The following is a 26,366-nucleotide window of genomic DNA, read 5'->3' on the forward strand; positions in this document are numbered from 1 at the left end:
GAAAAGCGCGGCTTCCACGTCGTGAAAAGACGCTGGGTCGTAGAGCGAAGCATCGGATGGATCATGATGCACCGCCGCCTCACCCGCGACTACGAAACCCTCACCACCAGCTCCGAAGCCATGATCCACATCGCCTCGATCGACAACCTCACCAAACGCATAACAGGCGAAACCACCCCCACCTGGCGAGGGACGTACTAGGGCATCAAAGGGCAATCCACCTACCTCAAACGCCCTCTGAGGCCTGGCCCCGGAAAGGGGGGGGCGCCGTGCAGCCGCGCCGCTTGCTGCCCGGCCGCGGCAAAGACCCGCAGCGCGGGGTCCTGGTGCGTGACGGAGTTCCGGGTGCCCTCGCCGGTTCTGACCCGCTGGCGGTGAGTGACTCGGTCCGCTGGTTGTCTCCCTTGCCCTGGTGCACGTCAGCAGCTCTGGCCTGACCGGAGCGGCCCCGGCCGGCCGGAAACGGCTTGCCGGGCGGCGGCGTGGCCTACGGCTGGCTCCCGAAGCGGATGATGTAGCGGTCCAGCGGTGCTTCGTTGCGGTGGGGCCCGTCGAAGGGTGTGGGGGTGACGGGAAGAACACCTGTCTTCTGCTGGCCGATGTTGTCGTCCCAGATGCGCGGTCTCACCCGGCCTGTCACGTCGAAGTCCCTGAAGGTGTAGGGGGTGCTGTCAGACAGGATGGCGGAGCTGGTCATGACCTGGAAATGCAGATGGGGCACAAAGGTGTATCCGCTGTTGCCGATGAGAGCGAGGAGTCTGCCCGGCTCCACCTTGTCGCCTTTGCTTACTTTGATGCTGCCCCGGCTCAGGTGGGCGTACAGGAGGTAGCGCCCGCTGCCGGTCTGGATGATGACGTGGTTCCCGACGCTGTCCTCTGCCGCCGGGCTGGCAGGCGGTTTCATCGGCGGGTTGTCAGCAATGCCGTCCCGCGCTGCAACTACCGTTCCTCCGGCTGCGGCCACAGCAGGCTGGCGGTAGCTGGTGTAGCTCTCCAGACGCCCGGGGTCGCCGTTCCAGAGCTGCCGGTTTGGGCCGAGGAGGAACCAGTCGACGGCGAACCGCTGCGGGACAAGAAGTGCGCCGCCGGCTGGCAGGGCCGCGCGACGGTGGTGGGTGTCGTCGCAGCATGCCTCATTCGCATACCAGGACCCAGGACGCACGGGGGCCTCAAGTGCCACAGGAGCCTGCCGGGCGGCAGGCGTTGCGGCGACGAGGGCAGTGAACGGGGCGGGAGCGGCGTCTTCAGCCGCTGCCTGGAACGATCCGGTGATGCGGTGCTGGAGTGCGCCGGGCGCAGCAAGGCCGGGGGCGAGGGCGAAGTCTGTCCAGATGATCCACTGCGAAGCGCCTGCAAGGACGGGCGGCGCAGGTGAGGGATTGTCCTTGCCCTCGGCTCCCGGGGACAGCCGGTCGACCGGGTTCGCGGAGGCTGCCAGCTTCCTGCCCTGCAGCGTGTAGAAAGCCTTGCCGCTCGCGCTGTCAGTGACCTCGATCCGCTCCAGCCGGATCGTGCCTGACGGAACAGCAACGTTGGTGACGAGCAGTTCGTAGGAGAAGTGGATTCTGCCGTCCAGTGCTCTGAACGGCGCCGGCCTGGTCACCAGGCTCGCTGTGACCGGCGTCAGCACAGAGTCCTGGGCCGGTCCGCGGGGCGCTCCGGCGGCAGAGGGTGCGCTGAGACCGGCGGCCATCACCATCGCCAGCGCGAATGCGGCACACATCCTGAATGGATTGCTCAGCGGCATGAACACTCCTTCCCTGCCCGGCGGGCTGCTGCGCAGGTGCGGGGCAGCGGCCGTCAGCGTGCACGGAATGCAGCAGAGGCACCGGCTGCCGCCGGCGGCAGCCGGCCTTGCCGGGTCTTCCCTGCCGGAGCCCAGAGGGACGGCAGCGGCGGGCGGGGATGCCCCGCTGCCACGGCTGCCTTCTACGGTAGAGCCTGTCACCGGTTCGGGCAGATGCGGGCGAGGGCCCTGTCGAGGCCGCTGCGGTGGATGGCGTCCAGGCCCATTGCCTGGACAGCTGCCGCCTTTCCCCGTTTCAGCAGCGCCTGGCACTCCGGGCGGTCCAGCAGGGGCTGGGCCCTGTGGATCGCCGTGAGCAGCTGGCCGTCGACGCGGTCAAGGACCGGGCGGACCTGGGTGGCGAGGTCGGGGCGGCCGGCCGGCTGCTGCGCGGGGTGTTTTTGCCACTGTGCGTAGAGCGCGCGCTGGACGTCCTTGTTCGCGGCGATCTGGTCCTTGAAGATCCGCTGGACGGCGGCCTGGTCGATCCCTAGTTCCGCAGCTTTGGCAGCCGCATGGTCCAGGACGGTCTTCTCGCGGGCCGGGGCGTCGATGGGCTGAGGGGTTCCCCATTTTGCTGCGGCTACCGTGTCCGCAGTCAACACGCGCTCAGCGGCCAGGCGCACAATCATGCCTACCGCCTGCCTGGCCGCCGCACTGTCCGGCCGGGCAGGGCCGGTGCCTGTGGTCTGAGCGGAGCTGCAGGCCACCAGAGCGGCCGCTCCGGCACTGCTCAGGGCCAGGGCAGCCCCTGTCCGGATAGTTCTCACAAGAACCACTATCCGTTCTCTACTGCCGTGGCGCAGTCCTGGACGGCTCGCGCAAACCCAGAAAAGCGAGCAGGCCCTGGAGTGGGCTGGTTGTGTCCAGCGTCCGTTACCGGACCTGCACTGTCCGGCCGGCGCTGGGTACACGGATATCGCGAGCCGCTGTCTTCTTCGACGCCCATGGCAGGCCTGCCGCGAGCATGAGCTGCTGTCCCGCCTGGAGCAGGCCAGGCACCCCAGTGGCTGCGAGTGATGCAATGCCCGCCTCGTTTTTCAACCTGGGCACCGCGGGCGGCCGTGGCCCCGGAGGCCGGCAAGGTGGCGAACGGGCGGCGTGGGTTCCTCTCCGCCCTGCACTGCGTTCCCTGCCTCTGTCCAGCGGTTGACGCCCGCCGCCACCTGGGAGAAGTCTGCGCCGCGTGCCGGCCGGAGTGGCCGCAGGCCTGCACTGCCGTCAGACTGCGCCGGGCAGCGGGGGTCATGCGGCGCTGCAACGGCTGGGTGAACGCTGCGGCCCAGCACGACGGCAGGGGCCGTAGTGCTGCCCGCGGATGCCGGGCCCCGGGCTGCCTACAGAACGGCCGCCGCCACCGCTGGCCGCTCAGCCTGCCCGGCAGTGACGTTGCGCCACACCGGGCACGGTCCCCGGCAGGGGGCGGCGGGCGGAGCATCATCACTCCTGCAACGAGCTGAGGTGATGACATGTCAGGCAGAATGCTGCGGACGGTGTGGACTGCTGTACTGGCCGCCGCAACGGCCATGGGACCAGCAGCGCCGGCAGCGGCCGGAGCGGACGGACCGGGTGCCGTTCCCCGGCCGGTGACAGCCGGCGGCCGGGCCGCAGCTCCCGGCGGGCAGACGCCGGTGGATGCCGCCCAGCTCCTGCCCGTTGTCAAAAAGCTGTACCAGCAGGCCGAGGAAGCGGCCGAAGCGTACAACGCGACCGAGCTGCGGCTCACGGGCCAGCGCGCCGAGACAGCGCGGCTCAGCACGCAGCTCACCGCAGCCCGCAGCGCCCTCAAGCGCAGCCGCGACGACGCCGGCCAGCTGGCCCGCCGCCAGTACCAGGGCAGCTCCGGTCTCTCCGCATACCTCCAGGTGCTGCTGTCCCCCAGCCCCCAGCAGGCCCTGGACCAAGCCCGCCTTGTGGAACGCGCAGCCGGCAGCCAGGCCGCGGTGATCACCCGTCTCGGGCGCAGCGAAGCCCGCGCTGACAGGCTGGCCGTGCTCTCCCGCCAGGCGCTCGAGCGCCAGCGGGCTCTGCGGGAGAAGCACCGCGGCCAGCGTGACGCCGTGCAGGCACGGCTGAGAGAAGTAGAGGCTCTCCTGGCAGCGCTCTCCGCCCGCGACCTCGCCAGGCTCGCCTCACTCGAGCAGGCCGGCACGGCATCGGCCCAGCGCGAGCTCATCAAGTCAGGCGCCCTCGGCGGCACGCAGCTGCCCTCACACGCAGGCAGCATGGCTCTGCAGTACGCGGCCCGGCAGATCGGCAAGCCGTACGTCTGGGGGGCCGAGGGGCCGGAATCCTTCGACTGCTCAGGGCTCACCTCCCAGGCATGGGCACACGCGGGCCGCTTTATCCCGCGCACCAGCCAGGAGCAGTGGGCACGGCTCCCGAAAGTCCCGCTGCGCTCACTGCGTCCCGGCGACCTCGTGATCTACTTTCCCGGAGCCACTCACGTGGCGGTCTATGCCGGCCAGGGGCTGGTGGTCCACGCCCCCCGCCCCGGTTCCCGGGTGAAAGTCTCCCCGATCGCATCCAATCCGCTCCTCGGGGCCGTCCGCCCGGACCCGGCGGCCCCTGCACTTGGCAGATACACCCCGCCGCACCTGCCCCGCAGCGCCGGGGCCGGCCCGGACACCGGCTACAGCGCCCAGGCCCCGCCCTCCTGACGGGCCGCCAGGCCTGCAGCATCACCCCGCCGGGAACCCGGCCGTCCCCCCGCTCCCTGCGGGACACACGGCCGGGCTGCGCGGCCGGGCAGCCGGCCCGCCGGTCTCCCGCTGCGGGAGGAGGCCGCCCTGCCGGTCTCCCGCAGCGGCGTGATCCGCCAGAGCACCGGGGCGCCGAGCGCCGCCTCTGGCGGCACGGCCGGGGCGCAGTTGCGGACTCCGCAGCTGCGCACCTCCGGCCCGGGATGCGTCTGCCTCCCGGCTGCAGCCGGGAACACGCACGCAGGACCAGCAGGGGAAGTGCGCCGTCTGATCCGGCTGCGCAGAGCACTTATCCGAAGGGTGCTGTATTCCCCGGCTGGGCTGTGAACAGGGACACGCAGGGCAGGTGCACGGAGGGGATACGGGAGACGGTGATGCACCCGGCGGGAAAGCGCCGGGGCTCTGGGGTCAGGACTGGTGCCGGCCGTCTTCGCGCGGGAGGCTGGTCACTGCTGGCGGCGCCGGCGCAGCAGTGCTGCCGGTACCGCGCCGGCAAGACCGAGGAGGGCTGGCGGGGAACTCGCGGCCAGCGCGGCAGCCCGGTCACCGGCGCCGGTCTTGGTGAAGGTGTCCGGGACCGGCAGGGTCTTCCAGTGCGAGACAGGCCACGCCACAGCGATCGCCCGGCCGATGACTTTGCTGTCCGGCACCGCGCCGCCGCCGGGCCCGCCCCTGTGGTAGCGGGAATCGGCGGAGTGCTGGCGGTTGTCGCCCATCACCCAGACCGAGGCGGCCGGAACCTTCAGAGGGCCGAAGTTCATGTCGCCGCAGGGGGTGCTTCCCGGGAACAGGTAGGGCTCGCTCAGCGCATGGCCGTTGACGTAGACGGGGCCGTTGCCATGGCAGGCGACCGTGTCGCCGCCGACCGCGATGACACGTTTGATCAGGTCCTTCTCAGTGGCCGAGGGCATCAGGCCGATGAATGACAGCGCGTCGCGCAGCCCCCGGACGGCCGGGTTGCTGCTGGGCTGCCCGCCGGGCTCGCCCGCCAGCCAGCCGCCCGGGTCGTGGAAGACAACGACCTCGCCGCGCGACGGCTTGGCGCCGAAGTTCGGTGTGAGCTTGTCGACCAGCACACGGTCCCCGATCTGCAGCGTGTCCTCCATCGAACCGGAAGGGATGGAGAACGCCTGCACCAGGAAGGTCTTGATCAGCAGCGCCATCAGCAGGGCAACCGCGACCAGGACCGGCAGTTCCTTCCACAAGGGCCTCTTCGGCCGCTTCCGGCGTTCCCCCGCAGAGGCGGGCTGCGCCGGAACCTGCCGCTTCCAGAGGAGCCGCATCCGGCTCAGCACGTTCAAAGCAGGCCCTCTCGCCGTTTCGTCAGTATCTATTCCGTTATGCGGCGGAACGAGCCTGTCACCGCGGAAGTTCCCGGTCCGGCTGCGCCTTCTGGCGCACCAGTCTGATCCACGTGGCGGCGCGTCCGCTGCAGCAACGCCAGCCGGTCCACGGCCGCAGCCCTGCTGATGAGCCGGGACATTCCGCCGCGCCGGCGGTTCACCAGAGGGTGAGCAGAAGCCCTGCGGCTTCTGCTGCCCGGATCCGCTCTTCGATAGCTTGCCGGCCGTCTCAGCGGACGCCCCCGCGCGAGACGGCCGCGGCGACCGCGCGGGGGCGTCCGGCTGCCTCACGCAGGCCAGAAGGCCGGTCCCCGGGGACCGGCGCCGGAGCAGATGTGTGCGCTGGGCCTTGCCGGCGGCGGAGAAGCTCCTCACCTGGCACGCCCCGCGCCCGGCGGAAGCCGCGGGCGGGCGGTCCTCATCGGCGGTAGCCCGGTTCCCGCCTGCCGCTGCGGCCCGGGGCTGGTGCGGCGCCTGCGGCCCGGGCCGCAGGATCCGGCAGGCACAGAGCAGGGAGCAGACCTCATGGGCGGTGCCGGCCCGGGTCTTCGAGCGCAGGACCCGTCCGCCGGCACCGGCTTCCTGGGCGCGGCGTGAGCTGCCCTGCACTTCTCACTGCCCGTGCTGCAGGCTGACGCAGGCCGGGATGCCGGGTGCGGGTGGCGGGCAAGGGGCCGGCGGCCTCGGCAGAGACCGCGCTAACGGCCCCTTGCTGATGGGAAGGGGCTTCCCGGTGATGCTCCCCTCCGGCGCCTCTGCAGCCCTGGCATTCAGCGCTCAGGTCTCCCTGGCACACGCAGGACTATGAGCCGTCACGTGACGGTGACACCCCGAAAAATGCAGCAGCAGACGCTCCTGGCTCAGAAAGGCGTTCTGCGCCTGGGGCCGGTCCGGCGTCCGAATCCCGCCTGCGGGGGCACGCCGGGGCAGGTCCCGGGCATCCTGCCGCCCCGCGAGGGGACGCCGGTTTTGGATGTGAACTGGGGGCTGACAGGATCTGCCGGTTAGGGGACGGCGGCCGGGGAAAGCGCCGCCGTGAGCTTCTGCTGCAGGCGCAGGGCAGTTGCTGGCAGGACGGGCGTCTGAGCCCGGGCCGCCGCTGCGCCCGCTGGCGAGACCAGTCACGGCATCTGCATCCCGGTGCCTGCGCTGGCCGGAGCGCTGGAGGGCCGGGGGCAGGGGGCAGGCCACCGCGGTCATGAACTGCGCCGGCATATCAGGACGCGGTGCCGTGGAAGCCACGCCAGCCGAGCAGGCGTGGAGCGGGGCGGCTGCGGGACGGCCGCGGGCTGCTTCCCGCTGTGTGAGGCGCGGGCGCAGGCGGGGCTGCTGGCGGAGGGTGGACGCGCAGCTGGACACCAGCAGGCGCTGGGCCCCGGGCCCGCACCGGCTGAGCCTCTGCTGCCGCGTGCCCGCTCCCGCCACTGCCGCGCGCCCGGAACGGAATCTCTGCCGGGTGGCCGGTGCGGCAGTTTGCTGGTGGCGGAGGGCGGCCCGGGGTCCTCCGCAGACTTGCGGGGGCCGGACGGCAGTACCGGGTGCGGACGGTGGGGCCGGGTATCAGGCGGTTCTGCCTCCTGCTCTGGCTGATCAGGGCCCGGGACACGTCCTTGCGGCACGGTCCCGGCCCTGCCGCGGCATAGTCCGCGTCAGGGCGGCGGACTATCCGAAGATATCGGGGACACGGATGGTGTGTGTCTTCCTCCGCTGGCGGCCGCGGGGAAGCGGGTGAGGGGCTTGTGCGTCCCCGGAAGCCGCGGGGGGCGGCTTCCACTGTGCACGGTAGGCGGCCCAGAAGTCGTTCCACGCATCGGCCTCCGTGGGGCCGTGTCCCACGACCTCTGTGTCTGGTGACGTGACTGTGTAGCCGTCTGCAGTGAGCTGTACGGACAGGCCTTCGCGCATCGCCGGCACCTCCCTCGCAAGGAGTGCAACATGGTCCCTTCAGTGTGCTGGCCCTGTCCGGCGTGCGCCAGCAGGTCTCATCAGCGCGGAGCGGGCAGCGACGGAATGGGCGCTGCCGGGCGGGGAGCCCCCGCCGCGGACCGCCGGGGCCGGAAAGGTGCGGGGCCTGGCCGGGAGGGGGCAGTCCGGCCGGTGTGCCCTCCTCCTTTCCGGGGGCCGTCTGGAGGATGGGGCGCAGGCGGGCGGCGGGTGAGGATGGGGCTGCTGGTGCGGGAGCGCGCGGCCGGGCCAGCATCCCCCCTCCAGCCAGGCACGTCCGTTAGGAGAGGCCTTGGGGGGCCCGTGCGAGGGGCTGCCTGGCTTCTGCAGGGCGCCTGAGACGTCCGCTTCCCTCATATATGACGTCTCAGGCGCCCGCCCGCGCTGCGGAGCGCGGTGCAGGGCTCCTCCTGAAAGGTGTGCGGCGGCTGGCCCGTGGCCTGCCCGGGCGGCCGGCGACGGCTGCCCTGCGCGGCCTGCGGAGGCGGGTGCCGTCTGTGTCCGCCGGGCGGCGGCAGCTGCCCTGGCGGAAACTGAGGGCATGAACAGAAAATTCAGTGTCCTTACTGCAGGGCTTTCGCCGCTCTTCGTCCTGGGTGCGGTAACCGCCTGCGGCGGATCATCCGGGACCGGCTCTGAAAGCCGTGAGCAGTCCTACGAAATCAGTGAGACTGTGACAGCCCTCAGCCTGGTAGAGGGGGCAGGGAAAATCAGTATTTCGTCCGGCGACGGTCCCGTCAGGGTGACGGAGACCCTGCGCTACGACAGCAGAGAGCCGGTCACCAGTCACCGTGTGACCGGGCAGACTCTGCAGCTGGAAGACAGCGGCTGCGGTAACAGGCGCTGCTCGGTGGATTACGATATCCGGATCCCTGCCTCGGTGGCAGTGACAGTGAAGACGTCCGCGGGCGGGATATCCGTGACCGGCCTGGCGGGAAAGCTGGATTTGACCGCCTCGGCCGGAACTATAAACGGGAGCGGGCTGACCAGTCAGGACGCCCGGCTGCGCACGTCGGCAGGAACAGTCGACCTGGCTTATTCCAGCGCGCCTCGCATGGTCGATGCCTCCGCTACGACAGGGAAGGTCGTCATCCGGGTCCCGGCCGGCACCTCGTACGCTGTTGACGCAAAATCCGAGGTAGGCAGCCGTAAAGTCAGCGTGCCGCAGGACCCTGCCTCTCCGCATAAAATCCGGGTGCGCACCAGCGTCGGGGCCGTATCTGTGCAGAACTCCTGACCTTTGAGACCCCGGGGGCGGCCGGCGGCCATGCCCGGACGCCTTTTCTGCCCTGCGCCCGCCGGACGGAAGCGCCAGGTGGCGTGAGGCCGGGGACCTGTACGCGCTGCGTTGGGGTGCGCCCTGCAGCGCGCGCGTGACCGGAGCGGACCGGCGGGGTCTCCGCTGGCGCTGGAAGAACCGGGTTTGCATGCTGTAAGGGGTGCGCGCTGCGCAGGCGTGGCAGGCAGGCATCGCTGTCCGGGAGCAGCAGCTGCACACGTGGCCGCGCTGGCGGGCGCGGAGGTGCGGAAGGCGCGCTGCAGGCCGCGGCGGCAGCGCCGGGGCGGTGGTACTGAACGCCGTATGCCGCCGGGCTATGGACGTGCGCGAGGCGTTTTCCCGTGTCCGGACTGTGGCATCGGGCGGCATGGTGTCCGCCCCCGGGACCTCACCGCTTTCATCCGCGCCTACGCCAGGGGCAGCCTGCTGAGCGCGGAAATGCGCAGCCAGCAGCGGGCGTCCGGCGCGGACAGGAAGTCATCTCCTCCCGGCCCGGGGCGCCAGCGCGGGCGGCCTTGCGCAGTTCCCATACCGGGAGCCTTTCCGGCTGTACCCGGCTCGCAGCCGCCGCACCCGGGCAGGAAGCGTTTCCTCACGTTCACGGTGACCACCCAGGTCAGTGCGGGCAGCCCCGCGGCTGTGAAGGAGCTCCGGCAGACGCATGAGAACCTGTCTGCGTTCTGCTCCGGCGCTGGGAGAGCACCGGGGCACTTAAGCGGACCCGGGGCCCTGGTCTGGAGGGGCCGGCCGGCGGCGGAAGCAGACGCCCGTCTGCGGGCAGGTCCACGGGTCCGGCCCTGCGTCAGCTGGGCGGCGGGCAGCCACCGTCTCCGCCTTGCCCGCCCGGCATGCGGCTGCCGCTTTGCACTGCGCGGATTGCGGAGTGCCTGCGGTTGGCAGTCCGGCGCGGCAGTACACCGGCGCCGGGCGCCGGCCAGGAGTTTCCGTGCTGCCGGGGCGTGCGGATGCCCGCCTTCTGCACGCGGGCGGGCTTGCTGTGCGGTGGTGAGGAGGTGCCTGCCTGCGGGAGTGCCTTGGTGCGCGTGAGGGAACGGCTTGCCTGGCCCTGCGGCGGCTGCGCACGCCGCTGCGCGCGTCTGGTGTGTGCGGCTGTCCCGCAATCCCCGGTGCCGCGCTCGCGCCCCGGCGGGGGCGTGAGTGCGGCACCGGGGTGGCCGTCTCGGGGCCGGGTGCGCTGTCTCAGCTGCGGGCGGGCGGGCGCCCGGGGAGGGTGAGGATGTCGAAGTACAGCGGCAGCTGGCCGCGGTGGACCTGGGGCGGGGCTACGGCGGTGTTCTCGACCGGGGTGCCGTTCTCGAAGGCGCCACGGAATTTCTCGGTCGAGGGGATGCGCCCGGTCACGGTGAAGGAGGTGAACTGGAAGGGCAGTCCGTCCGAGGCCAGCTGGTCGGGTCCGTCCGTCACCTGGAAGTGCAGATGTGGGCGTGCGGTATTACCGGTGTTGCCCAGCAGGCCCAGCTGCTGGCCTGTTGTGATCTTCTGGCCTGGGCGGAGTCCCAGCGCCTTCACGCTGCCCGTTTTCAGGTGGGCGTACATGGCGTAGTAGGTGTAGCCCTGCTGCTGGAACTTCTGCACCACGTGGTTGCCGGCGTACTGCGGCAGCTGCAGACCGGAAGAGGGTGCCTTGAGAGGCGTCTGTTCGGGGAGGCCGTCGACTGCGCTTACGATGGTCCCGCCGGCGGCGGCATGGACGGGCGCGCCGTAGCCGGCCCAGTTCTCCAGTCTGCCGCCGGCTCCCGTGTAGAAGCGGCCGGCCTTGTCGGTGCGGTAGAAGTCGATGGCGAACCGCTGGGGGACGTGGAGCGACTGGTTCAGCGGCAGAGCGATGCCGCGGTGGCTTGTGATCTCGCTGCAGCAGCCGGCGTCGTCGGTCCATCCTGCGCCGGTAAGCGGTGGCGCTACCACGGGTACGGGCCGGCTGGACACTTTCACCTTGCCTGCTGTCTCAGTCACGCTGGCAGGGATGGCGCCAGGCCAGGGAGCTTCGGGGTAGGTGAGGGCGAGCCGGTGGACCAGCTCGCGGGGCAGGTCCTGCTGGCGGGGGGCGGAAACGTCGAGGAAGACGATGCCGGTCTGTGACGGCTGCAGGGAGACCGCGTCTGCGGATGCTGTGGGCAGGCTGAGCTGCCCAACGAGCTTGAACCGCAAGGCCAGATCCTTACCGGACAGCTTCTCCATGACCTTGCCCGAGGAGGCGCTGACGGCCTCCACGGAACGGATGGCCGCAGGCCGTTCAGCTGCGTTGGTCAGCAGCAGTTCGTAGACCAGGTGAACCCGGCTGTCACTGGCGCGGACCGGAGCGGGACTGGTCAGTGCGGTGGCTACCACCGGAGTCACGGCGGGAGGAGCCTCCCGCGCATGCGCGGACGGGCTGAATGCCGGTCCTGCCAGGAGCACACCAGCAGCAACCGCCGCGCACCATATGCTTCTGAAAGGGCTCATACCGGTCATTGTCTCCCTGCCGGGGAAGGCAGGCGATTCGATGGAGACGTCCGGCAGCAGGCCCGCCGCCGCCTGCCGGCAGCCAGCCCGGACCGGGAGAATGCGGTCATGCGCTGCCTCACGGGCGCACCGGCGCCCGCGGCTCAGGCGCTTCGTCACAGCCGCTGGCGGGGTGCCCGGGCAGGCGGCGGGCACAGGCCCGCCAGCCCTGCGGATGCCGGCGGCCGTGCGCTCAGGGAGCCTGGCCGGTGCACGCCTGTTCGTCATCGCCGCCTCCCGCACTTGACAGGCCCCGGCGCGGGCTGCGCTGCCGGCTCCTGGCCCTTGCTGCTCCGGGGCCGGGCTGCGGCGGACCAGCCCGGCGGGCAGAACACTGAGCGGGCCCGCCGTGTCTGCGTGCCCCTGTGGCTGCCGCAGGAGACGCAGCCTTTCTGTGAGCGGGCCGGTTCGCCGCGCTGACGCGTGCACGCGTACTTCTTGGGGGCAGGTCCGGGACGCGTGCTGCAGGGGTCCGCGGCGGTCACCTCCCCGGCGGAGAAGCACCCGCCGTCCGCGGTACCAGGGACCGCGCGGCTGAGCCCTGTCCTCGGCGGCGGCTTCGGCCGGGCAGGAAGCTGCCCGGGTGCCGGCTGGGCCGGCGCTGCTCGCCTGACATGGCGGCGGCGAAGACCCGTGCGGCAGCCGGCCGGCTTAATCGCTTCATTCCCACGGGTGGCATTCTTCCGCAGACACTTGATATTGATGGACAGATCCCAGAAGTCCGAAGACCCTGATTTACGCCCGGTGGTGGCGCTTTGCCACGGAGATCATTCTGGCCAGCGGAAGGGCTGTTACCCTGAATACCTCACGGCGGACCCTGATGAAGGCGGCAGCAGGCGCGACTCTTGGTGCGTCAGGTCTTGCGTATGCAGGAGCGATGGCACTCGGCGAGAATGCCCCTCCCGGCCCGGCCGGCCCTGCCGCGCCGCCGGCGGAGGTAAGCGACGCCATGCTGCGTTCCTTTGACGAAGACGTCCGGAAAGCCATGGCAGCATTTTCCATGGTAGGAGCCGCAGTCGCGGTTGTCCAGGGAAACAAAGTCATCTATAACCGCGGATTCGGGTTCCGGAACCAGGAGAAAAAACAGCCCGTCACTCCCCGCACAAGTTTCCGCGTAGGATCGAACACAAAGTCCATGACGTCACTTCTCATGGCCCAGTATGCCGACGAAGGCCGGCTGAAGTGGGATACCCATATCACCGACCTGTGGCCAGAATTCCGCGCACCCACACCCAGGCTCACGGAATCCCTCAGAGTTGCGGACATGTTCTCCATGGCGTCCGGAATCGGCGAGTCCCCGACCATTGAATTCTTCATGTCCGGCGGCGGCGTAGACCCGCTTGACGCCATGCGGTCGGTTGCATACCTCCCCGTCATCAGCGCACCCAACAAGAAGTACTACTACAACAATACTCTGGTTGCCACGGCCATTCATGCGTCACTGACAGCTGAGGGAACGAAACCGGATGCCCTGGCCGACGCTTACGAGGCAGAAATCCAGAAGCGCGTCCTGGCTCCCATCGGCATGACGGACAGCGGGGTAGGTGCAGATCTGCGGGTGCTCACCTCTGACTATGCCGACGGGTACGAGATCGACCTGTCCGGAAAAGCCGGGCAGGTCCCGTTCATCAGTATCGACGGGATTGACCCTGCAGGCGGGGCATTCAGCAGCTCCACCGACATGGCCCGCTACGTGATCACCCAGATGAACGAAGGTGTCACCCCTGAGGGAAAGCGCGTCGCTTCGAGGGCCAATGTGGCACGCACACACAAGCCCGGTATCGCCGTACCGCCCGACGTAAGCGGCGGCCTGCCCTCCGCCGTCCTGGGTGACACAAAGTCGCTCCACTACTGCATGGGCTGGTTCAGGCAGAAATTCAACGACGGGCGCGAGCTTGTCTGGCATTCCGGCGGGATCGACGGGTTCGGCACCACCATGGGCTTCTTCCCCCGGGAGAAGACCGGTTTCGTCGTGCTCACCAACCTGGACCCGGCAGCAAGCGGACGGTTCACCCTCTCCGTGCAGAGCAGCCTGATGAGCAGACTGTTCGGCCTGAATGCAGACGTCCCCGCGGCCCTGGCTTCCACCGCGCCCCAGGCAAGAGAGAAGAGAAAGAAAGCCGCCGCTGAGACCCGGCCTGCCGACCGGACGGCCCAAAAATATCTGGGCCTGTACTCGCAGGGCTTCACCCTCGACTCACCGGAATCCGGGCAGCTCGTCCTGCGGCACGATATCCGCAGTTTCCCTGTGCGCAGGATCAGCGGGGACACCTACCTCATCACCGGGGGGCCGTCCGTCGTCCTCGGGAAGAAAGTCACTTTCAAAAAGGGCGCAAACAGCATGCCGGTCATGACCATCGAAGGATTTGAGCCGGCCCGGTGGCTTACCGGCGGTTTCTGAACATTCCGCCCCGCTCCCGCACCGCCGGGTGCCCCGGTTCCCGGCCTGCCGGGCCGTGCCCGGAGCGGCTCTCCTGCCCGCGCAGCAGCGCGAGGCGGAGAGCGCTCCGGAGAACACAGCCGGGGCTTCCGGCGTGAGTCCTGCGGGACGGGGGCGGCGCTGGGTACGGACGTCCTGTACATACGGCGTCACTGCCGTGCATCCTCTCTCCCGGAGTGCTGCGGAACGGGTGGCTGCGCCGGCCGCCCGGTGAACGCGCTGTGCCGCGAAGCGGGCTGGGATCCTCCAGCCCGGGGCAGGCCCGGTCACAGGCAGGCGGGGCAGGAAGCGCAGAACGCACAAACGCCCCCGTCATCCCGCTGGCCGCGTTCAGCAGACCCGGCCCTGCCGGGCAGCGGGGCTGCTGAACGCGGCAGCCCCCGGCCACACCGCGGCCTGCCGGAGCACCCCGGGCCCGGCCAGCTGGGGGAAGCGGTGATGAGGAACCTGCGGAGCCCTCGCTGACGGCAGGCGGAACCTCTGCACGGACCCATGCCCGCGCTGAGCTGATACCGCCCGGCCTGGCGTTGCAGCACAAAGACGGATGCGGCACCCGCGCTGGCTCACGCACGCCGAGGGGACCAGACCTCATCACAGGCCCTGCGGCCTGCGGACAGCCGCAGTCCGTGAAAACTCTCAGCCCGGTCCCGCTTCGCCACCCGGCTCACCCAGCAGGAACGTGACCCGGACGAAGACCCCGCCCGGCCTGCGGATTTTCACCGCCCCGGTGACGCGGGCGCAGCGGCCGCGGCCAGGCCGGTCCAGCGGGATACTGGGGTTCTGGGGTTCATACCGCCCTTTCAGCAGTGAACCCGGGCGGGAACAGCAGCGGCGGAGGGAGGCCGGGCATGCCGGCACAGCGGGTGGCCGTCGTGGGCGGCAGCATTGCAGGCTGCGCGGGGGCCCTGGCCGCCTCACGCAGCGGCGCGGAGGTAGTGGTCCTTGAACGGGCCGCCGGACGGCTTCAGGACCGCGGCGTCGGCCTCATGCTGCACAACGACCGGTATACCGAGCTGGAGGAAGCCGGATACCTCGACAGCAGCATGCCGTGGCACCAGCTGGCACGGCGTCCCTGGGCAGTCCGGGACGGCGCTGCCCGCACGGGACGCGAGATCGGCGTTCTCCCCCTGCCGTTCCGCTCCTACAACTGGGGGTCGCTCTGGGAGGAGCTGCGCACCCGCATTCCCGCGGGCGTGGAGTACCGCACGGGCGCGCAGGTCTCGCGGGTGGCCCAGGACGCCGGCGGGGCGGTGGTGCACCTGGGGGACGGTACGCAGGAACACTGCGACGCCGTCATCGGCGCCGACGGCTACCGCTCAGTGGTACGCAAGGCAATGTATCCGGGGGCCAGGGCCGAGTACGCCGGGTTCATCGCCTGGCGCGGGACCCTGCCCGAAGAGCGGCTTCCCGGACCGCCGGGTGCCTTCCCGGACCGGGACGCGGCATCCGTCGGATTCCCCGGCGGCCACATACTGGTCTACCGCATACCGGGACCCGGCGGCGTGGGCACCTCTGTCAACTGGGTGTTCTACGCAACCCCGCCGGCCCCGGCGGCCGCCCGCTTCACCGATCCCCGCACCGTCCAGCCCCGGGTCATGAGCGATGCCCTGAGACGCTGCCAGCTGGAGCTGGCAGCCAGGCACCTCCCGCCGTTCTGGCAGGAAGTGATCCATCTGACCAGGCCCGAGGACACCTTCGTGCAGCCCATGTACGACATGCTGGCGCCCAGCTACACCCTCGGGCGGCTCGTGCTGCTCGGCGACGCCGCCTCAGTCGCCCGCCCGAACACCGGCAGCGGCGCGGTCAAAGCGCTCCAGGACGCCGCAGCGCTGGAAGGCGCACTGCGGGCACACGGCCGCTGGCAGGATGCACTGGCCGCGTACAGCACCGAGCGGATACCCATCGGGCAGGCCACCGTGGAACTCGGCCGCAGACTGGGCCGGGCACAGGTCACCGCCACCCCCGACTGGCAGACCATGGACCAGCCGGCTCTCGAGCAGTGGTGGCTTGAAGCCGCCGGCCCCACAGGGTTCGGCGGACACGCACTGCGCCGCTGACCGCATGCGCAGCCTGCACAGCGCAAAGGCCGCAAAGGCCGCAGGCGCTGCAGGCCCGCACGGGCGCCCAGCGACCGGCCCGCCGGGCGTGCACCCCCCGCCGGGCACCAGCCCGGGCACCAGCGCCAGGCCTGCACCGCAGGCCGGACCGGGAGCCAGACCCGGATGTCCTCGCTGAAAACGACGTCACAGACACAGCACAGCCGGTTCCCGCCGCTCCCGATGCCCGCGGACACAGGCACAGGGGCAGCAGGACCAGCCAGGCGGGAACCCAGACTGCTGGTGACGCCGCAGACAGTTCCGGAATGTTCCGGCTGCCCGCGGGAGCAACGGCCAGCGCGGCAGAAGCAGACCGCCTGCCCCGCACGCGCGGAGCACAGGACCCCCGGCACACACAACAGCCAGGACAGCACGTCGCTCGACCAGCTCAGGCGGACACGACCGGGTAGACCCCCAGCCCCAGCCGCTCCAGACGCGATACCAGCACGAACGGCCCAACGCCCGCCCCACCCCAGAAGCAACGGCATCGCCATCCGATCGACAGGGGCCAACAGCCATACCGGGCCCCAAAGCCAGCAGCCCCACTGCAGAACCGCGAAAAACATAACTGTGAGAGTTCTTCTGCGGCCCGGGACAGGCCGCCGCCACGCGCGGCGCCGATGATCCGGCATGACCCGGAACATAACTGGCGCCCCGTCAGGAACTGCCGTTCCCCCGGGATGTCTGCCGGACCCCGGCGCCGGCCCGGCCCGCCCGCCGGCCTGATCAGCAACAACGAACTGGCACCCGCCACGCGCCCCGACACCCCCCAGCAGCGACAGCAACCAAGCCCAGCCCCACACCCAGGCAAGAAGAACGCCACAACCCCTCCAGCCCGCACACCGTCCTCAGTCACGGCCGACCGCGCAGGGGGAGGCCGTGACAACCGGCGCGGACGACGACGCCGCGGAGATCCTGCGCACCATGACCGCGCACAAGATCCGGCGGCTGCCGGTCATCGACGGGCACGACCTCGTCGGCATGGCCGCTCAGGCCGACGTGGCACGGGCCCTGCCGGACCCGAAGGTCGGCGACCTGCTCCAGGCCCTCTCCACGGACTGAGGCGCCCTGCCTCACCTCGCCCGGGACCGCGCGGTCGCGCCCCGCGGTCCGGAGCGAGCCTTCGTACGGACGGCAGGGGGAACGCTCGGGCGAGGCCGAGAGGCTGCTGCGACGCGCACCCGGGAGACAGCTCGGGCAGGAACGGAGCGCCTGTCTCCCGTTTCGCGGTGGAGGAGATGCCGCACCCGCCCCGCCCGGTCATGCGTCGTCGCCGGTCCTGACGTACACCTGGAGCCGGGTCTCGCCGACGCGGTCCCAGTCCACGGCCAGGCGGAAGCGCTGATGTGTCTCCAGCCGTTCGGGATCGGCCTGCCCCTGCCCGCGCCACACGCGGGCGTCACCGGAGTTCACGAGCTCGGTGAGGGCGAGGCGGACGTCGCCGGCCTGTTGGCCGGTGGCGACGGCCAGGCGGTCGAGGGAGGTGAAGATCTCCTCCGGTGCGCCCAGGCCGTCGGTCAGATGTCCGATCAGCGCGCTGATGTACGGGCCGGTGTGCTCCGTGCAGTGGAGCGAATCGAGCCGTTGGGTGAGGTCGGCGTTCAGGGGCAGCAGGTCGCCGGGGCGCGGCAGCGTGGCGGGCATGGACCATCGGGTGCCGGCCGTCGTCTGCTCCTGGTATGCCAGACCCCAGGTCAGGTAGAGCCCGGACAGGTCCCGCACGGTCGTCGGCACCGGAAGACCGGCGGACGTGAGCACGGCACGGAACTCGCTCCAGCGTTTGGCCTCGGATGCCTGGCGTCCCTCCGGTTCTTCCTCGGGATCCTCCTCCGAGTCGGGCCAGAAGAAGGTGAGCGCGCTGTCGAGGTCGCCGCCGAGCATGTTCCATTCACCGTCGAAGAGCTCTCCCAGGAGGTCGTCCAGGGAGCCGGTGAAGCCGGGCTGGCTGGCGGTGGCGATCAGCATCGCCAACGGGAAGCTCTGGCGCGGCAGGACGTGTTGCCAGCCCGCAGTCCACCAGTCGTTGTGCACCGCCAGGTCCCGGCGCGGTCCGGGCACGAGTGGATCGTCAGTCATCCGCAGCTCTTCCTCGAAGGACGGTCAAACTCCGATCAGCTTACGCATTGTTGCGCAGGAGATACGGAGCGTTCGCAAGGGATGGCCGGCCCAGGGTGGGTGAGACGCGGCCGGCATCCGCAGTGTGCCGGCGTCCGCGCCTGACGGCGTTCCGCTCCCCGCCACCGCTCCCTCGACGACGAAGGCGCCTCCCGAGGTGGGAGGCGCCCTCTGGGGTCGTCCGGTCAGGCGGTGGTCGGCAGGGCGAGTACCCGGCTGACCCTCAGACGCATTCCTGCGTGGGGCTCACGGGCGTCCAGTCCGACGGGCCGTGCCTGTTCACCGCCCGGACCTGGTAGCACTGCCGCTCCGCCGGCTGGCCGGTGAAGGTGACCGATGTGGTGTTCGGGCCCACGCTCACACTGGTGTTGAGGGTGCTGTTGCGGATCTGGAAGTGCGTTTCGTCGGTCACCACGTCCTCCCAGTCCACCCGTACCCGGGAAGGATCCGCGGGGTTGGGCCTGCTGGCGACCACGCCCGAGACCGCGGCGGGGCGCCCTGCTCCCATACCCGAACCTGTCGCGTGCCTCAGGTCGAAGGTCACCGAGGCTCTGTCGGGGGAGAGCGCTTCACTGTTACGGGCGGACAGTTGCGCGCCCGTCAGGGTTCCGCCCGGGCGCATGCCCTGCTGGATGCCCTCGGATTGGCCGTCGAGGTCGTTGGTGAGGCAGCTCGATCCTTCGAACAGCCGGAAGGCGGGCGATTCGACGGCCATCTCGTCGTTTCTGAGCTGGAGGTGGACGCTCAGTTCGCCCCTGGTCTGGTTGGCCACGCAGTGCGAAGTGGTCAGCGTGGTCGTCGGGTTGTCGTGGGTGAGGCGGACCTGCCTCCTGAAAGTGAAGGCCTGGGTCGTGTCGTCGTTGAAGACGCCACCCGCGTTCGTCACCGTCATCGTTCCGGTCAGGGAGATGGTGTGTGTGGTGGCCGCGGAGGCGGGCGGGGCCAGCCACACACAGCAGGGGAATCGGCAGAGCCGCAGCGGCGGCGGCGCGTCGCAGCCTCATCGCAACACCTCGCGACCGATGAGCGGGCAGTCGGAGTTCCACGGGGACGGGGAATCGGTTGCCGGGATGAAGGCTCTCTCCTCCCGCTCTGGGCGGAGAAGCGCACCAGAAGGGTGGCCGTACCTCTGTGGCGCCGGACTCGGCCACGGTGCTCACCTCCAGCATGCAGAGGTCCCCCCGCCCCCGCACCCGCAGATCGGCCGCGGCGAGCGGGCATGGGCGCGAGAGGGCCGGGCTGGGCCGCTCCGGCACGGGCTCTGCCCCGTGAACCGGCGGCCCGGCACAGGCCTTGCGGGTCCGGGCCGCCGTGCCCCGGCAGAGCCCCTGCCGGAGCGGTGACCTCCGGTCAGACCCAGGCAGGAGGTCGAGGCGGTTCGGCTCGCCCGGCGGGCCAGGCGGGGCGGGGCGGGCCGGACCGGTTTAGTCCGGTCCCGAGCGTGGAATGACCGCGCCTGGCCGGGAGGATCCAGAACGGCCGAAAGGATTCACAACGGCCGCGAGGATGGGGCGGCGCAGGCCCGCTTCCCGCCCGGCAGCCGTCCTCGGTTGTCGGCGATGACCCGGTAGACGACATGGGCGATCCAGCGCACCGGCGCCAGCGAGAGAACCGCTCCCAGGACCGCCCATCCCCCTCCGGCGCGCAGCAGGAGTTTCGCCACGGCCTGGGCCCCGCCGTAGACGGCACCGACGGGGGTCACCCACAGCGCCTCGTACTCGGCTCGTTCCTGCGGAACGCCGAGAAGGGCCAGGTCAGCCGACTGCCATGCGGTGAACTCACAGGACGGGTGGAGCAGTCGCCGTGCGGCCGCAGCCGATGCCGTGCAGAAGCCGCAGTCACCGTCGTAGACGAGTACCGGCCGAGTTCTCATGACCCCATAGTGCCCCGTCACGGACCAGCCCCCCGTAACGAACGGCGTCTGCGGACGCGCGACATCGGCCCGGTGGTTCCGTACGCCGAGGCTCTGGACTCCGGCGCCTCCTCGCCGGCGTGGAGCGCGGACGGGCATACGTGGGGGCCCTGCCGGACCAGTGCCCCCCGCCCGGTCAGCGTCCGCGCCGGACCCGCCTCCCGGAACCCCGCACCGCGCACCGGCCGGCTCAGGCCTCCTGACACGATGGGGGTCATGATCACCGGCATGCCCCCTTCCCGCCCCAGTCCCCCGAGCGCTGCCACCCTCGCACGCGCCCTGTACGACCGCCCCGAGGCACATGCGGACGCGCCCGCCGTGCTCGTCGCGCCCTACCCGCCCGGGGCCGGGCGTGCGGCCCGGCGGGAGGCCCTGCGGCCGGTGTACGAAGCGGTGGCGGCGGAGCTCGGCCCGCCCGCTCTGTACGGCGGTTCGGCCGCCGGCCCCAGCGTGCGCTGGCACACCGGGCCGCATGTGGTGCTGCTGGCGGGCGGCCCGGAGGGCGTCTCGCTGTCGGCGCACACGGTGTCGGACCTGTACGGGCGCGAGTACACCGCCGTGGAGTCGGGCTCGGTCGGCTGGCGGCCGGAAGACCCGCACGGCTTCGACAGGCTTCCTTACCTGTGGCTGTTGCACCGGGGACCGGAGCGCGACTGGCCGGCCTTCCGCTGGGACGGCCATCACACGGCAGCGTCCTGGCAGCACCTGGAGTCCTCACTCGAGCTGCTCCTGGACTCGTGGATGGAGCAGCTTCCGGTGCAGGTGGCGGGCGACTGGGCGTCGTTCGTCGTGGGGTGCTCGCGGGACTGGCCGCGGCATCTGCGGGTGGGCTACAGCCAGGACCGCGGGCAGTTGTCCCTGATGGTGGACCACCGGACGACGGCCGGGGAGCGGGGCTGGGAGGAGGCCATGCGGATGCGGGGCTGGCAGGTGCGCGACGGCGGCTGGTGGCGGGCGGTGTTCTCGGACGAGGACCCCGCGGCGGCGCGGTCGGCGGCCCGGCTGCTGGTCGCCGACGTCCGCGGCCGCGGTTCGGTCTGCCCGGACGAGCTGGTGGCCTGGGAGCTGACGGTCAGCGACCGCGGCCGGTTGTGGCTGCCTGGCCTCGGCATGCCGGTGAACTGAGTCCGGCCCGGTTCCGGGTGAGCGTCGCCGCACCGGGGAGGCGTCAGCGGTTCTCGCCTCTGACGAGGCGGGCGGCCGGTCCGCTGCCCCGGACCGGGGGGCGGCCTTGCCTCGTTCCGCCCCTCCCCGGGTGCGCCGGCCGCCCGGCCCGGGCCGTCACGGTCGCAGTCGCAGTCGCAGTCGCAGTCGCTCGGAACGCCGTCGCTCGGAACGCGGTCGGCCTCCGGCGGCTCTGGGTACGACAGCCTCCGTCGGGGCCGTGTCCGTCGACGCGCGGCCTTCCGCGACCCGCTTCAGGCGGCCAGTGCCGCGTCTCCCTGGGAGACGCGCCGGGCAGCCGTGCAGCGGTCGAGCAGGGCGTCGGCCGCGAGCAGGGCCTCCTTGACGGTGCGCGCTCCGGTCATCACACACAGGGTGTATGTGGCGTCCTCGAGAGCCCTGCTGGTGAAGCCGGTGGGCCGCACGTCGTGCTCGATGCGGGCCTGAGCGAACCGGGCCAACACCGCGCGCAGGTCCTTCTCCGCCGGAAGGATCATGGTGATACCTCTCCCCTCACAACCCTCCCGCGGTGCGGCCGGCCGCACCGCGGGTGGTGACTGTCTCCATCGCGTCCTCGGTCAGGGTCCACACCCGGACACGGCCGGCAGAACGCCGAATGCCCCGCTTGGAGCGCTTCACTCCCCCGGGCTTCCGCAGAGGGCTGCGGCCTCCTCCACCGTCGCCCGCACCTGCAGCACCGTGTCGACTCCGGTGAGCTCGAGAAGGCGTCGCAGCTGCTGCGGCGGGGCGGCCACGCGGAAGTCGGCCGTCTGGTGGGTGAGGATCAGCAGATTCAACAGCGTCGAGTCCGCGAAGGTGATGCCGGAGGCGTCCAGCACGACCTTCCGGTGCTCCCCCGCCGCGGTGCGCAGCGCGTCCTTCAGGGGCGTGATCGAGTCCATGTCGTACGGGCCGCACGCGCGGACGACCCAGGCCCCCAGGTGCTCGTATTGCCCCACCGTGGTCCCGTCCAGTGCCCCGAGCCGGCTCTCGCCGGCATCAGCCGGGCGCCTCGCGACCGCCTCATCCGAAGACATCTCGGGCCCCTCCTCCGGCTCCCCCGGCCTTATCCTGTCATCCATTGCGCGAAAAGTATGTCACGTATCCGTTGTCCGGCAAAGAGAGTCCTTAGAATGCCGTTCATGGTTGAAGTGCCTGGATCTCACAGCGGATGGACGTTCGTCACCAACCACGCGCGCGTACTGGCGGCCATCGCCGACAACCCGAACGTCCGGATCCGCGACATAGCCGCCCACTGCCGGCTCACCGAGCGTGCCGTCCAACGGATCATTTCCGATCTCGAGCAGGACGGGTACCTCTCCCACACCCGCGACGGTCGTACCAACACCTACCGCATCGAGCCGGAGAAGGTCCTGCGCCACCCGGCGGAGGCCGGTCTGACTGTCGCCGCCCTGCTCTCCCTGCTCGTACAGGACGAGACCGACCGCATCGGGAGCCCGGGCAGCCGGACCACTCGGCCGGGCGATGCCGGCCGTGCGCGGTAGGAGCGGACGAGGCACCGGTCACGGCGCCGCCCGGGATGCGGGACGAAGGCGCTGCCACGTCGGTGAGAGAGAAGCGCTCGGGCACGGCGCGGCCGCTTCCCGGCCGAGGGTCAGCGGCGGTACTCGTAGCGCAGGAGGCGGGAGCGGGCCTCCTGCCCGGTGGTGCCCAGGGCATCGGCGATCCGCTGCCAGGACACCCCGTCCGCGCGGACCGCGAGGTACGCCGCCGGAGGCCCGATCGCGGCGGCGATGGTCTCCAGCTCGCCCGCCGCCTTGACCGCGACGAGCGGTGCGTCGTCGACCAGCTGCTCGAGCCGCTGCCGCAGCCGGTGAAGCAGGTCGCTCACCTCCGTCGGCAACGGCACGGTCCGTGCCTCGACGTCGTCGAGATGGGCCTCCCAGTCCCGCTCGGCGTCCGTCGTGTCGTAGGCGTAGGGAACGCCTCGCTCGACCTCGTCCCACCGGATCCTGTACGCCGTCCCTCCGCGCCAGCCGCATGCGCAGGCCGCCCGGATCCGCTGCGCACGGGGCGCGCCGAGGATGCCGTCGTAGACCCACCAGTCGCGGGATTCACGGAGGGGGTTCCCGCCTCCTGCGCCGTACACCGGCCCTGGCTCACTCCCGTCCGGCAGGAGCACGCCCACGGCCCCCTCGTGTGCCGGAAACCCGTCCTTCTTCCACCCCACGGCCCCTCCCACATGTCAGCCGCCTCCACGATGCGCCACGAACGTACCCGTCCGCCGCGGATCCGACGGGACGCGTCCCGACCGTGACCGTACGTCCAAGGTGACGGAGGCGGGGGGCGAGGGCCGGGATCGGGCGGGCCGGGGAGCGAGGGGCCGGATGGAGCAGCCGACGGGCGGGCCGGGCCGGTGGGTTCGGTGCTGGGGCCGACTCGTCGGCCGGCGGCCTGTCCGTCCGGCCTCGCCCTGGGGAGGAGAACCGGTGCCGGCATGCTCTGGAGTCCGTTTCCGTTCGCGGCGTGCACGTCTGCGGGCGTCCGCCGCCGCCGTGGCCGCGTCCGTGGCACTCGCGGTCCTCATCCAGCCGGTGGAGGCGGCCGGTACGGTGTCGCCCAGCCCTTCGCCCTCGGACCGGGCGTTGCAGGAGCGGCTGGAGAAGCTGGTCCGCACGCCTGGAGGACCGCCCGGGGTGATCGCGCTGCTGCGGGAGGGAGACCGGACGGCGGTCTGCCGGGCGGGAGTCGCCGGTACGGCGGCCGGCCGCCCTCCCCGCACGGGCGACCACATGCGCATCGCGAGCGTGCCGAAGGCGTTCAGCGGGGCGGTCGCGCTGCGTCTGGCCGACCGGCGCAAGCTGGACCTCGACGACACGGTCGGTGAGCGTCTGCCCTCGCTGCCGGCCGCCTGGCACCGGGTGACGCTGCGCCAACTGCTGCAGCACACCAGTGGGCTGCCCGACTTCCCGACGGCGCCGGCGTTCACCGAGATCCTGCAGGCGGATCCCCGGCACCACTTCGACTCGCGGCGACTGCTCGACTTCGTGGCGGACGAGGGGCTCCGCTTTCCCCCGGGGCCGAGGTACGCGTACTCCAACTCCGACAACACCGCCGTCGCGCTGATGGCCGGGGCGGCCACCGGGCAGCGGTACGAGCGCCTGCTGGAGCGACTCGTGTACGCGCCCCTGGGTCTGCGGGAGACCAGCCTCCCCCAGGGCTACCGCATGCCGCGGCCCTACATCCACGGGTATGACGTCACCCCGCCCGCCCCGCCGGAGGACATCAGCGAAGCTCTCAGCGCCTCGGGCGTCTGGGCCTCCGGCGGGATCGTCTCGACGCCGAAGGACCTCAACGCCTTCATCCGCGCGTGGGCCGGCGGGCACGGCTTCCTGTCGCCCGCCACGCGCCGCCAGCAGCGGACCTTCCTCCCCGGCGCCGCCTCCGAACCCGCGGGACCGGGTGCCAACGCCGGCGGGCTGGCGATCTTCCGGTACACGACACGCTGCGGCGCGGTCTACGGCCACACCGGGAACTTCCCCGGCTACACCCAGCTCGCCGCCGCCACAGCGGACGGCAAGAGGTCCCTGACCTTCTCGATCAACACGCAGACCAGCAAGAGCGTCAAGCCTGAGCTCCTCGCCCAAGTCCGCGCGGTGCAGGAGGACTTCGTCTGCGCCCTGCTGCGACGCTGACCCGTCCGCGGCATCCGGCCCCCGGACAGCCGAGAGGCGGCCCGGGGCGCGGGGCCACCTGGAAGGCGGGTCGGAGGCGAGGGGTCAGAGGCCGCTGTCGATGCCGGTGACGGCCGGCGGGCCGAGCGGGACGTCGGCGGGCGGGATTCCGGCGTCCTGCAGCGCGGCCACGACGAGCCGGGTGGCGTCCAGTTCGGCTTCGTAGCGGTCGGGCGCGTCGACCTCGAGACGGACGGAGAAGGTGCCGTCCTCGTTCAAAGTGAGCAGGTCCAGGCCCTCGTTCTCACTGACGTCGGTGTGCTGGGAGGCCAGCTCCCGTTCGAGAGCCGAGCACGCCGAGCCGGTGATGCCGGAAAGGAACGTGCCGGGGACGGTGATGACGAAGGTGGTCATGGCGACTCCTCGCGTGGGAGGGAGCTTGAGTGACGTCCTGCTTCCCTGATTCTCCGTACTGAACCCGCCCCCGGCTTTCGTTCCGCCCGGCCGGGGCCTCCGTCGTACACGGAAGGCAGAGGGCCGACCGGCGCACAGCCACGGCGCGGGGCAGGCGGGGACGGGCGTGGGGGTCACGCGCTCGCGTGACGGGGAGCGGCTGCCCGGCGTGATCCGGCATGGTGCGCGGGCCTGCGGGGCGCATCGGTGTGCAGGCGCCGGAGCCAGAGGGAGGCGGTGCCCAGCAGCCCGGCGAAGACGGCCAGGAGGAGTACGGAGACCCACATCTGCCGGCTCCCGGGATGCGTCCATCCCGTCCAGGCCGCCGCTGCCGCCCACAGCAGCGCGCCGGCGGTGTAGAAGGTACGGATCCGGCGCAGTTGCCGCGCGGCCCGCAAGGACATGAGGTGCTCGCTCGTGGTGCTCTTGGGTGCCATGCGGGGCCGTGTACCCCGGATCACGGCGATCCATCGGGAGACACGGCCGGGTATCCGGTTTTCTCACGGGTGCCGCGGCGGCGCCCATGGCCCGCCGGGGAGCTGCGGGCCTTCCAGGGCGCCTCGGAACCTGTCCTTCAGCGTGGGGGGTGGTCCCAGCGCTTCCTCGCGGGTGTGCATGAGCCGGGCCGTGGTCACACGGATATGGCACGTGCGGTGACGCTGCTTGAGGAGGACCACCCACGCCCCGTCCGGGGCGAGGAAGGCATGCCGGGCCGGTTGGTCCCCCGGGCGGGCATGCCGGGCGAGGAGTCGCGGCACATAGCGCAGGGCCGCGTCCTCGGCTGCCGCGGCGGCCTGGGCCTGTGCACCGGTGATGGGGTGCGTGGCGACCAGCTCCCATCGGTGCAGTTTCAGGTCGACGCCGTCGGCACGCTGGGTCATCCGAGTGTCCTCTTCGATGAGCACGTACCACTGGTCGGTCATGGCCGGAGCCTATGCGCATGCCGGCGTGGGCAGTTGACGCTTCCCGCGGCCAAGCCGGGCGCCCGGACAGGA

21 protein-coding genes and 1 pseudogene are annotated in these 26,366 nt (G+C 71.2%); 9 read left to right on the plus strand and 13 right to left on the minus strand.

Annotated elements, in window-relative coordinates; genetic code table 11:
- A partial coding sequence (locus ACFZBD_RS05650) for a transposase (protein ID WP_391136019.1) occupies window positions 1–201 on the plus strand: 201 nt, incomplete at its 5' end.
- 286 nt (window positions 202–487) lie between these two features.
- Here ACFZBD_RS05650 and ACFZBD_RS05655 read toward each other — a convergent pair.
- Together ACFZBD_RS05655 and ACFZBD_RS05660 are read right to left on the minus strand one after the other, a co-directional pair.
- Complete coding sequence (locus ACFZBD_RS05655) at window positions 488–1,747, minus strand: peptidoglycan DD-metalloendopeptidase family protein (RefSeq protein ID WP_391136022.1); 1,260 nt, start codon at window positions 1,745–1,747, stop codon at window positions 488–490.
- Between the two features lie 197 nt (window positions 1,748–1,944).
- Window positions 1,945–2,418 (minus strand): chorismate mutase, encoded by a 474-nt coding sequence (locus ACFZBD_RS05660; RefSeq protein WP_391136025.1) that lies wholly within the window; start codon window positions 2,416–2,418, stop codon window positions 1,945–1,947.
- A 999-nt stretch (window positions 2,419–3,417) separates the two neighbouring features.
- Between ACFZBD_RS05660 and ACFZBD_RS05665 the strand changes: the two genes are divergently transcribed.
- Window positions 3,418–4,446 (plus strand): NlpC/P60 family protein, encoded by a 1,029-nt coding sequence (locus tag ACFZBD_RS05665; RefSeq protein ID WP_391136028.1) that lies wholly within the window; start codon window positions 3,418–3,420, stop codon window positions 4,444–4,446.
- 488 nt (window positions 4,447–4,934) lie between these two features.
- Here ACFZBD_RS05665 and lepB read toward each other — a convergent pair whose 3' ends face one another.
- A complete protein-coding gene (lepB, locus tag ACFZBD_RS05670) occupies window positions 4,935–5,693 on the minus strand; it encodes a signal peptidase I (protein WP_391136031.1) in 759 nt (252 codons plus the stop codon).
- Between the two features lie 2,623 nt (window positions 5,694–8,316).
- Here lepB and ACFZBD_RS05675 point away from each other — a divergent pair.
- Entirely contained in the window at window positions 8,317–9,012 is a 696-nt protein-coding gene (locus ACFZBD_RS05675; protein ID WP_391136034.1) for a DUF4097 family beta strand repeat-containing protein, read from the plus strand.
- A 1,242-nt stretch (window positions 9,013–10,254) separates the two neighbouring features.
- Here ACFZBD_RS05675 and ACFZBD_RS05680 read toward each other — a convergent pair.
- The gene (locus ACFZBD_RS05680) at window positions 10,255–11,517 is read right to left on the minus strand and encodes a peptidoglycan DD-metalloendopeptidase family protein (protein ID WP_391136037.1); all 1,263 of its coding nucleotides are present in this window, start codon (window positions 11,515–11,517) and stop codon (window positions 10,255–10,257) included.
- Window positions 11,518–12,433: 916 nt separating this feature from the next.
- Between ACFZBD_RS05680 and ACFZBD_RS05685 the strand changes: the two genes are divergently transcribed.
- The 3 genes and pseudogenes from ACFZBD_RS05685 to ACFZBD_RS05695 all read left to right on the plus strand — a co-directional run.
- A complete protein-coding gene (locus ACFZBD_RS05685) occupies window positions 12,434–13,957 on the plus strand; it encodes a serine hydrolase (protein ID WP_391136040.1) in 1,524 nt (507 codons plus the stop codon).
- 887 nt (window positions 13,958–14,844) lie between these two features.
- Window positions 14,845–16,053: an FAD-dependent monooxygenase gene (locus tag ACFZBD_RS05690; RefSeq protein WP_391136043.1), complete on the plus strand. Its 1,209-nt coding sequence runs from the start codon at window positions 14,845–14,847 to the stop codon at window positions 16,051–16,053.
- Window positions 16,054–16,956: 903 nt separating this feature from the next.
- Window positions 16,957–17,154, plus strand: a pseudogene (locus ACFZBD_RS05695) (CBS domain-containing protein); the annotation flags it as partial.
- A 198-nt stretch (window positions 17,155–17,352) separates the two neighbouring features.
- Here ACFZBD_RS05695 and ACFZBD_RS05700 read toward each other — a convergent pair.
- The 3 genes from ACFZBD_RS05700 to ACFZBD_RS05710 all read right to left on the minus strand — a co-directional run bounded on the left by ACFZBD_RS05700 (window position 17,353) and on the right by ACFZBD_RS05710 (window position 20,080).
- The gene (locus tag ACFZBD_RS05700; protein ID WP_391136045.1) at window positions 17,353–18,168 is read right to left on the minus strand and encodes a DUF6042 family protein; all 816 of its coding nucleotides are present in this window, start codon (window positions 18,166–18,168) and stop codon (window positions 17,353–17,355) included.
- 262 nt (window positions 18,169–18,430) lie between these two features.
- Window positions 18,431–19,093, minus strand: coding sequence for a fibronectin type III domain-containing protein (locus ACFZBD_RS05705; RefSeq protein ID WP_391136048.1), 663 nt, complete (start codon window positions 19,091–19,093; stop codon window positions 18,431–18,433).
- A 603-nt stretch (window positions 19,094–19,696) separates the two neighbouring features.
- Complete coding sequence (locus ACFZBD_RS05710; protein WP_391136051.1) at window positions 19,697–20,080, minus strand: DCC1-like thiol-disulfide oxidoreductase family protein; 384 nt, start codon at window positions 20,078–20,080, stop codon at window positions 19,697–19,699.
- A gap of 255 nt (window positions 20,081–20,335) precedes the next feature.
- Here ACFZBD_RS05710 and ACFZBD_RS05715 point away from each other — a divergent pair, with 255 nt between their 5' ends.
- Window positions 20,336–21,244: a hypothetical protein gene (locus tag ACFZBD_RS05715; RefSeq protein ID WP_391136054.1), complete on the plus strand. Its 909-nt coding sequence runs from the start codon at window positions 20,336–20,338 to the stop codon at window positions 21,242–21,244.
- A 293-nt stretch (window positions 21,245–21,537) separates the two neighbouring features.
- On the opposite strand, the gene ACFZBD_RS05720 is transcribed toward ACFZBD_RS05715, so the two are convergent.
- Both ACFZBD_RS05720 and ACFZBD_RS05725 read right to left on the minus strand, forming a co-directional pair.
- On the minus strand, window positions 21,538–21,780 hold the full coding sequence (locus ACFZBD_RS05720; protein WP_391136057.1) for a DUF5133 domain-containing protein: 243 nt from the start codon (window positions 21,778–21,780) through the stop codon (window positions 21,538–21,540).
- Window positions 21,781–21,918: 138 nt separating this feature from the next.
- Window positions 21,919–22,320 carry an STAS domain-containing protein gene (locus ACFZBD_RS05725; RefSeq protein ID WP_391136060.1) on the minus strand — a complete coding sequence of 134 codons (402 nt, stop codon included), beginning with the start codon at window positions 22,318–22,320 and terminating at the stop codon, window positions 21,919–21,921.
- Window positions 22,321–22,425: 105 nt separating this feature from the next.
- On the opposite strand from ACFZBD_RS05725, the gene ACFZBD_RS05730 reads away from it, so the two are divergent.
- Window positions 22,426–22,788, plus strand: a complete 363-nt coding sequence (locus ACFZBD_RS05730) for a MarR family transcriptional regulator (protein ID WP_391136064.1) — start codon at window positions 22,426–22,428, stop codon at window positions 22,786–22,788.
- 110 nt (window positions 22,789–22,898) lie between these two features.
- Here the strand turns inward: ACFZBD_RS05730 and ACFZBD_RS05735 are convergent, their stop codons facing one another.
- Window positions 22,899–23,393: a hypothetical protein gene (locus tag ACFZBD_RS05735; RefSeq protein ID WP_391136067.1), complete on the minus strand. Its 495-nt coding sequence runs from the start codon at window positions 23,391–23,393 to the stop codon at window positions 22,899–22,901.
- Between the two features lie 406 nt (window positions 23,394–23,799).
- Here ACFZBD_RS05735 and ACFZBD_RS05740 point away from each other — a divergent pair, with 406 nt between their 5' ends.
- Window positions 23,800–24,939, plus strand: a complete 1,140-nt coding sequence (locus ACFZBD_RS05740; protein WP_391136070.1) for a serine hydrolase — start codon at window positions 23,800–23,802, stop codon at window positions 24,937–24,939.
- An 84-nt stretch (window positions 24,940–25,023) separates the two neighbouring features.
- Here the strand turns inward: ACFZBD_RS05740 and ACFZBD_RS05745 are convergent, their stop codons facing one another.
- The 3 genes from ACFZBD_RS05745 to ACFZBD_RS05755 form a co-directional block, all read right to left on the minus strand.
- On the minus strand, window positions 25,024–25,332 hold the full coding sequence (locus ACFZBD_RS05745; RefSeq protein ID WP_391136073.1) for a hypothetical protein: 309 nt from the start codon (window positions 25,330–25,332) through the stop codon (window positions 25,024–25,026).
- Between the two features lie 173 nt (window positions 25,333–25,505).
- Window positions 25,506–25,808 carry a hypothetical protein gene (locus ACFZBD_RS05750; RefSeq protein ID WP_391136076.1) on the minus strand — a complete coding sequence of 101 codons (303 nt, stop codon included), beginning with the start codon at window positions 25,806–25,808 and terminating at the stop codon, window positions 25,506–25,508.
- A 63-nt stretch (window positions 25,809–25,871) separates the two neighbouring features.
- Window positions 25,872–26,294 carry a hypothetical protein gene (locus tag ACFZBD_RS05755; protein WP_391136079.1) on the minus strand — a complete coding sequence of 141 codons (423 nt, stop codon included), beginning with the start codon at window positions 26,292–26,294 and terminating at the stop codon, window positions 25,872–25,874.
- Window positions 26,295–26,366 lie beyond the last annotated feature (72 nt).

This window comes from Streptomyces sp. NPDC008121 (assembly GCF_042957155.1).
Classification (GTDB): Bacteria; Actinomycetota; Actinomycetes; order Streptomycetales; family Streptomycetaceae; genus Streptomyces.

Bases quoted from the DNA above. Each gene is read 5' to 3' on its own strand.
- ACFZBD_RS05750 (WP_391136076.1), bottom strand. From the start codon at position 25,808: ATGGCACCCAAGAGCACCACGAGCGAGCACCTCATGTCCTTGCGGGCC.
- ACFZBD_RS05680 (WP_391136037.1), bottom strand. From the start codon at position 11,517: ATGAGCCCTTTCAGAAGCATATGGTGCGCGGCGGTTGCTGCTGGTGTG.
- ACFZBD_RS05715 (WP_391136054.1), top strand. From the start codon at position 20,336: ATGATCACCGGCATGCCCCCTTCCCGCCCCAGTCCCCCGAGCGCTGCC.
- ACFZBD_RS05745 (WP_391136073.1), bottom strand. From the start codon at position 25,332: ATGACCACCTTCGTCATCACCGTCCCCGGCACGTTCCTTTCCGGCATC.
- ACFZBD_RS05660 (WP_391136025.1), bottom strand. From the start codon at position 2,418: ATGATTGTGCGCCTGGCCGCTGAGCGCGTGTTGACTGCGGACACGGTA.
- ACFZBD_RS05655 (WP_391136022.1), bottom strand. From the start codon at position 1,747: ATGCCGCTGAGCAATCCATTCAGGATGTGTGCCGCATTCGCGCTGGCG.
- ACFZBD_RS05725 (WP_391136060.1), bottom strand. From the start codon at position 22,320: ATGTCTTCGGATGAGGCGGTCGCGAGGCGCCCGGCTGATGCCGGCGAG.
- ACFZBD_RS05720 (WP_391136057.1), bottom strand. From the start codon at position 21,780: ATGATCCTTCCGGCGGAGAAGGACCTGCGCGCGGTGTTGGCCCGGTTC.
- ACFZBD_RS05700 (WP_391136045.1), bottom strand. From the start codon at position 18,168: ATGACTGACGATCCACTCGTGCCCGGACCGCGCCGGGACCTGGCGGTG.
- ACFZBD_RS05755 (WP_391136079.1), bottom strand. From the start codon at position 26,294: ATGACCGACCAGTGGTACGTGCTCATCGAAGAGGACACTCGGATGACC.
- ACFZBD_RS05690 (WP_391136043.1), top strand. From the start codon at position 14,845: ATGCCGGCACAGCGGGTGGCCGTCGTGGGCGGCAGCATTGCAGGCTGC.
- ACFZBD_RS05730 (WP_391136064.1), top strand. From the start codon at position 22,426: ATGGTTGAAGTGCCTGGATCTCACAGCGGATGGACGTTCGTCACCAAC.
- ACFZBD_RS05710 (WP_391136051.1), bottom strand. From the start codon at position 20,080: ATGAGAACTCGGCCGGTACTCGTCTACGACGGTGACTGCGGCTTCTGC.
- ACFZBD_RS05685 (WP_391136040.1), top strand. From the start codon at position 12,434: ATGGCACTCGGCGAGAATGCCCCTCCCGGCCCGGCCGGCCCTGCCGCG.
- ACFZBD_RS05675 (WP_391136034.1), top strand. From the start codon at position 8,317: ATGAACAGAAAATTCAGTGTCCTTACTGCAGGGCTTTCGCCGCTCTTC.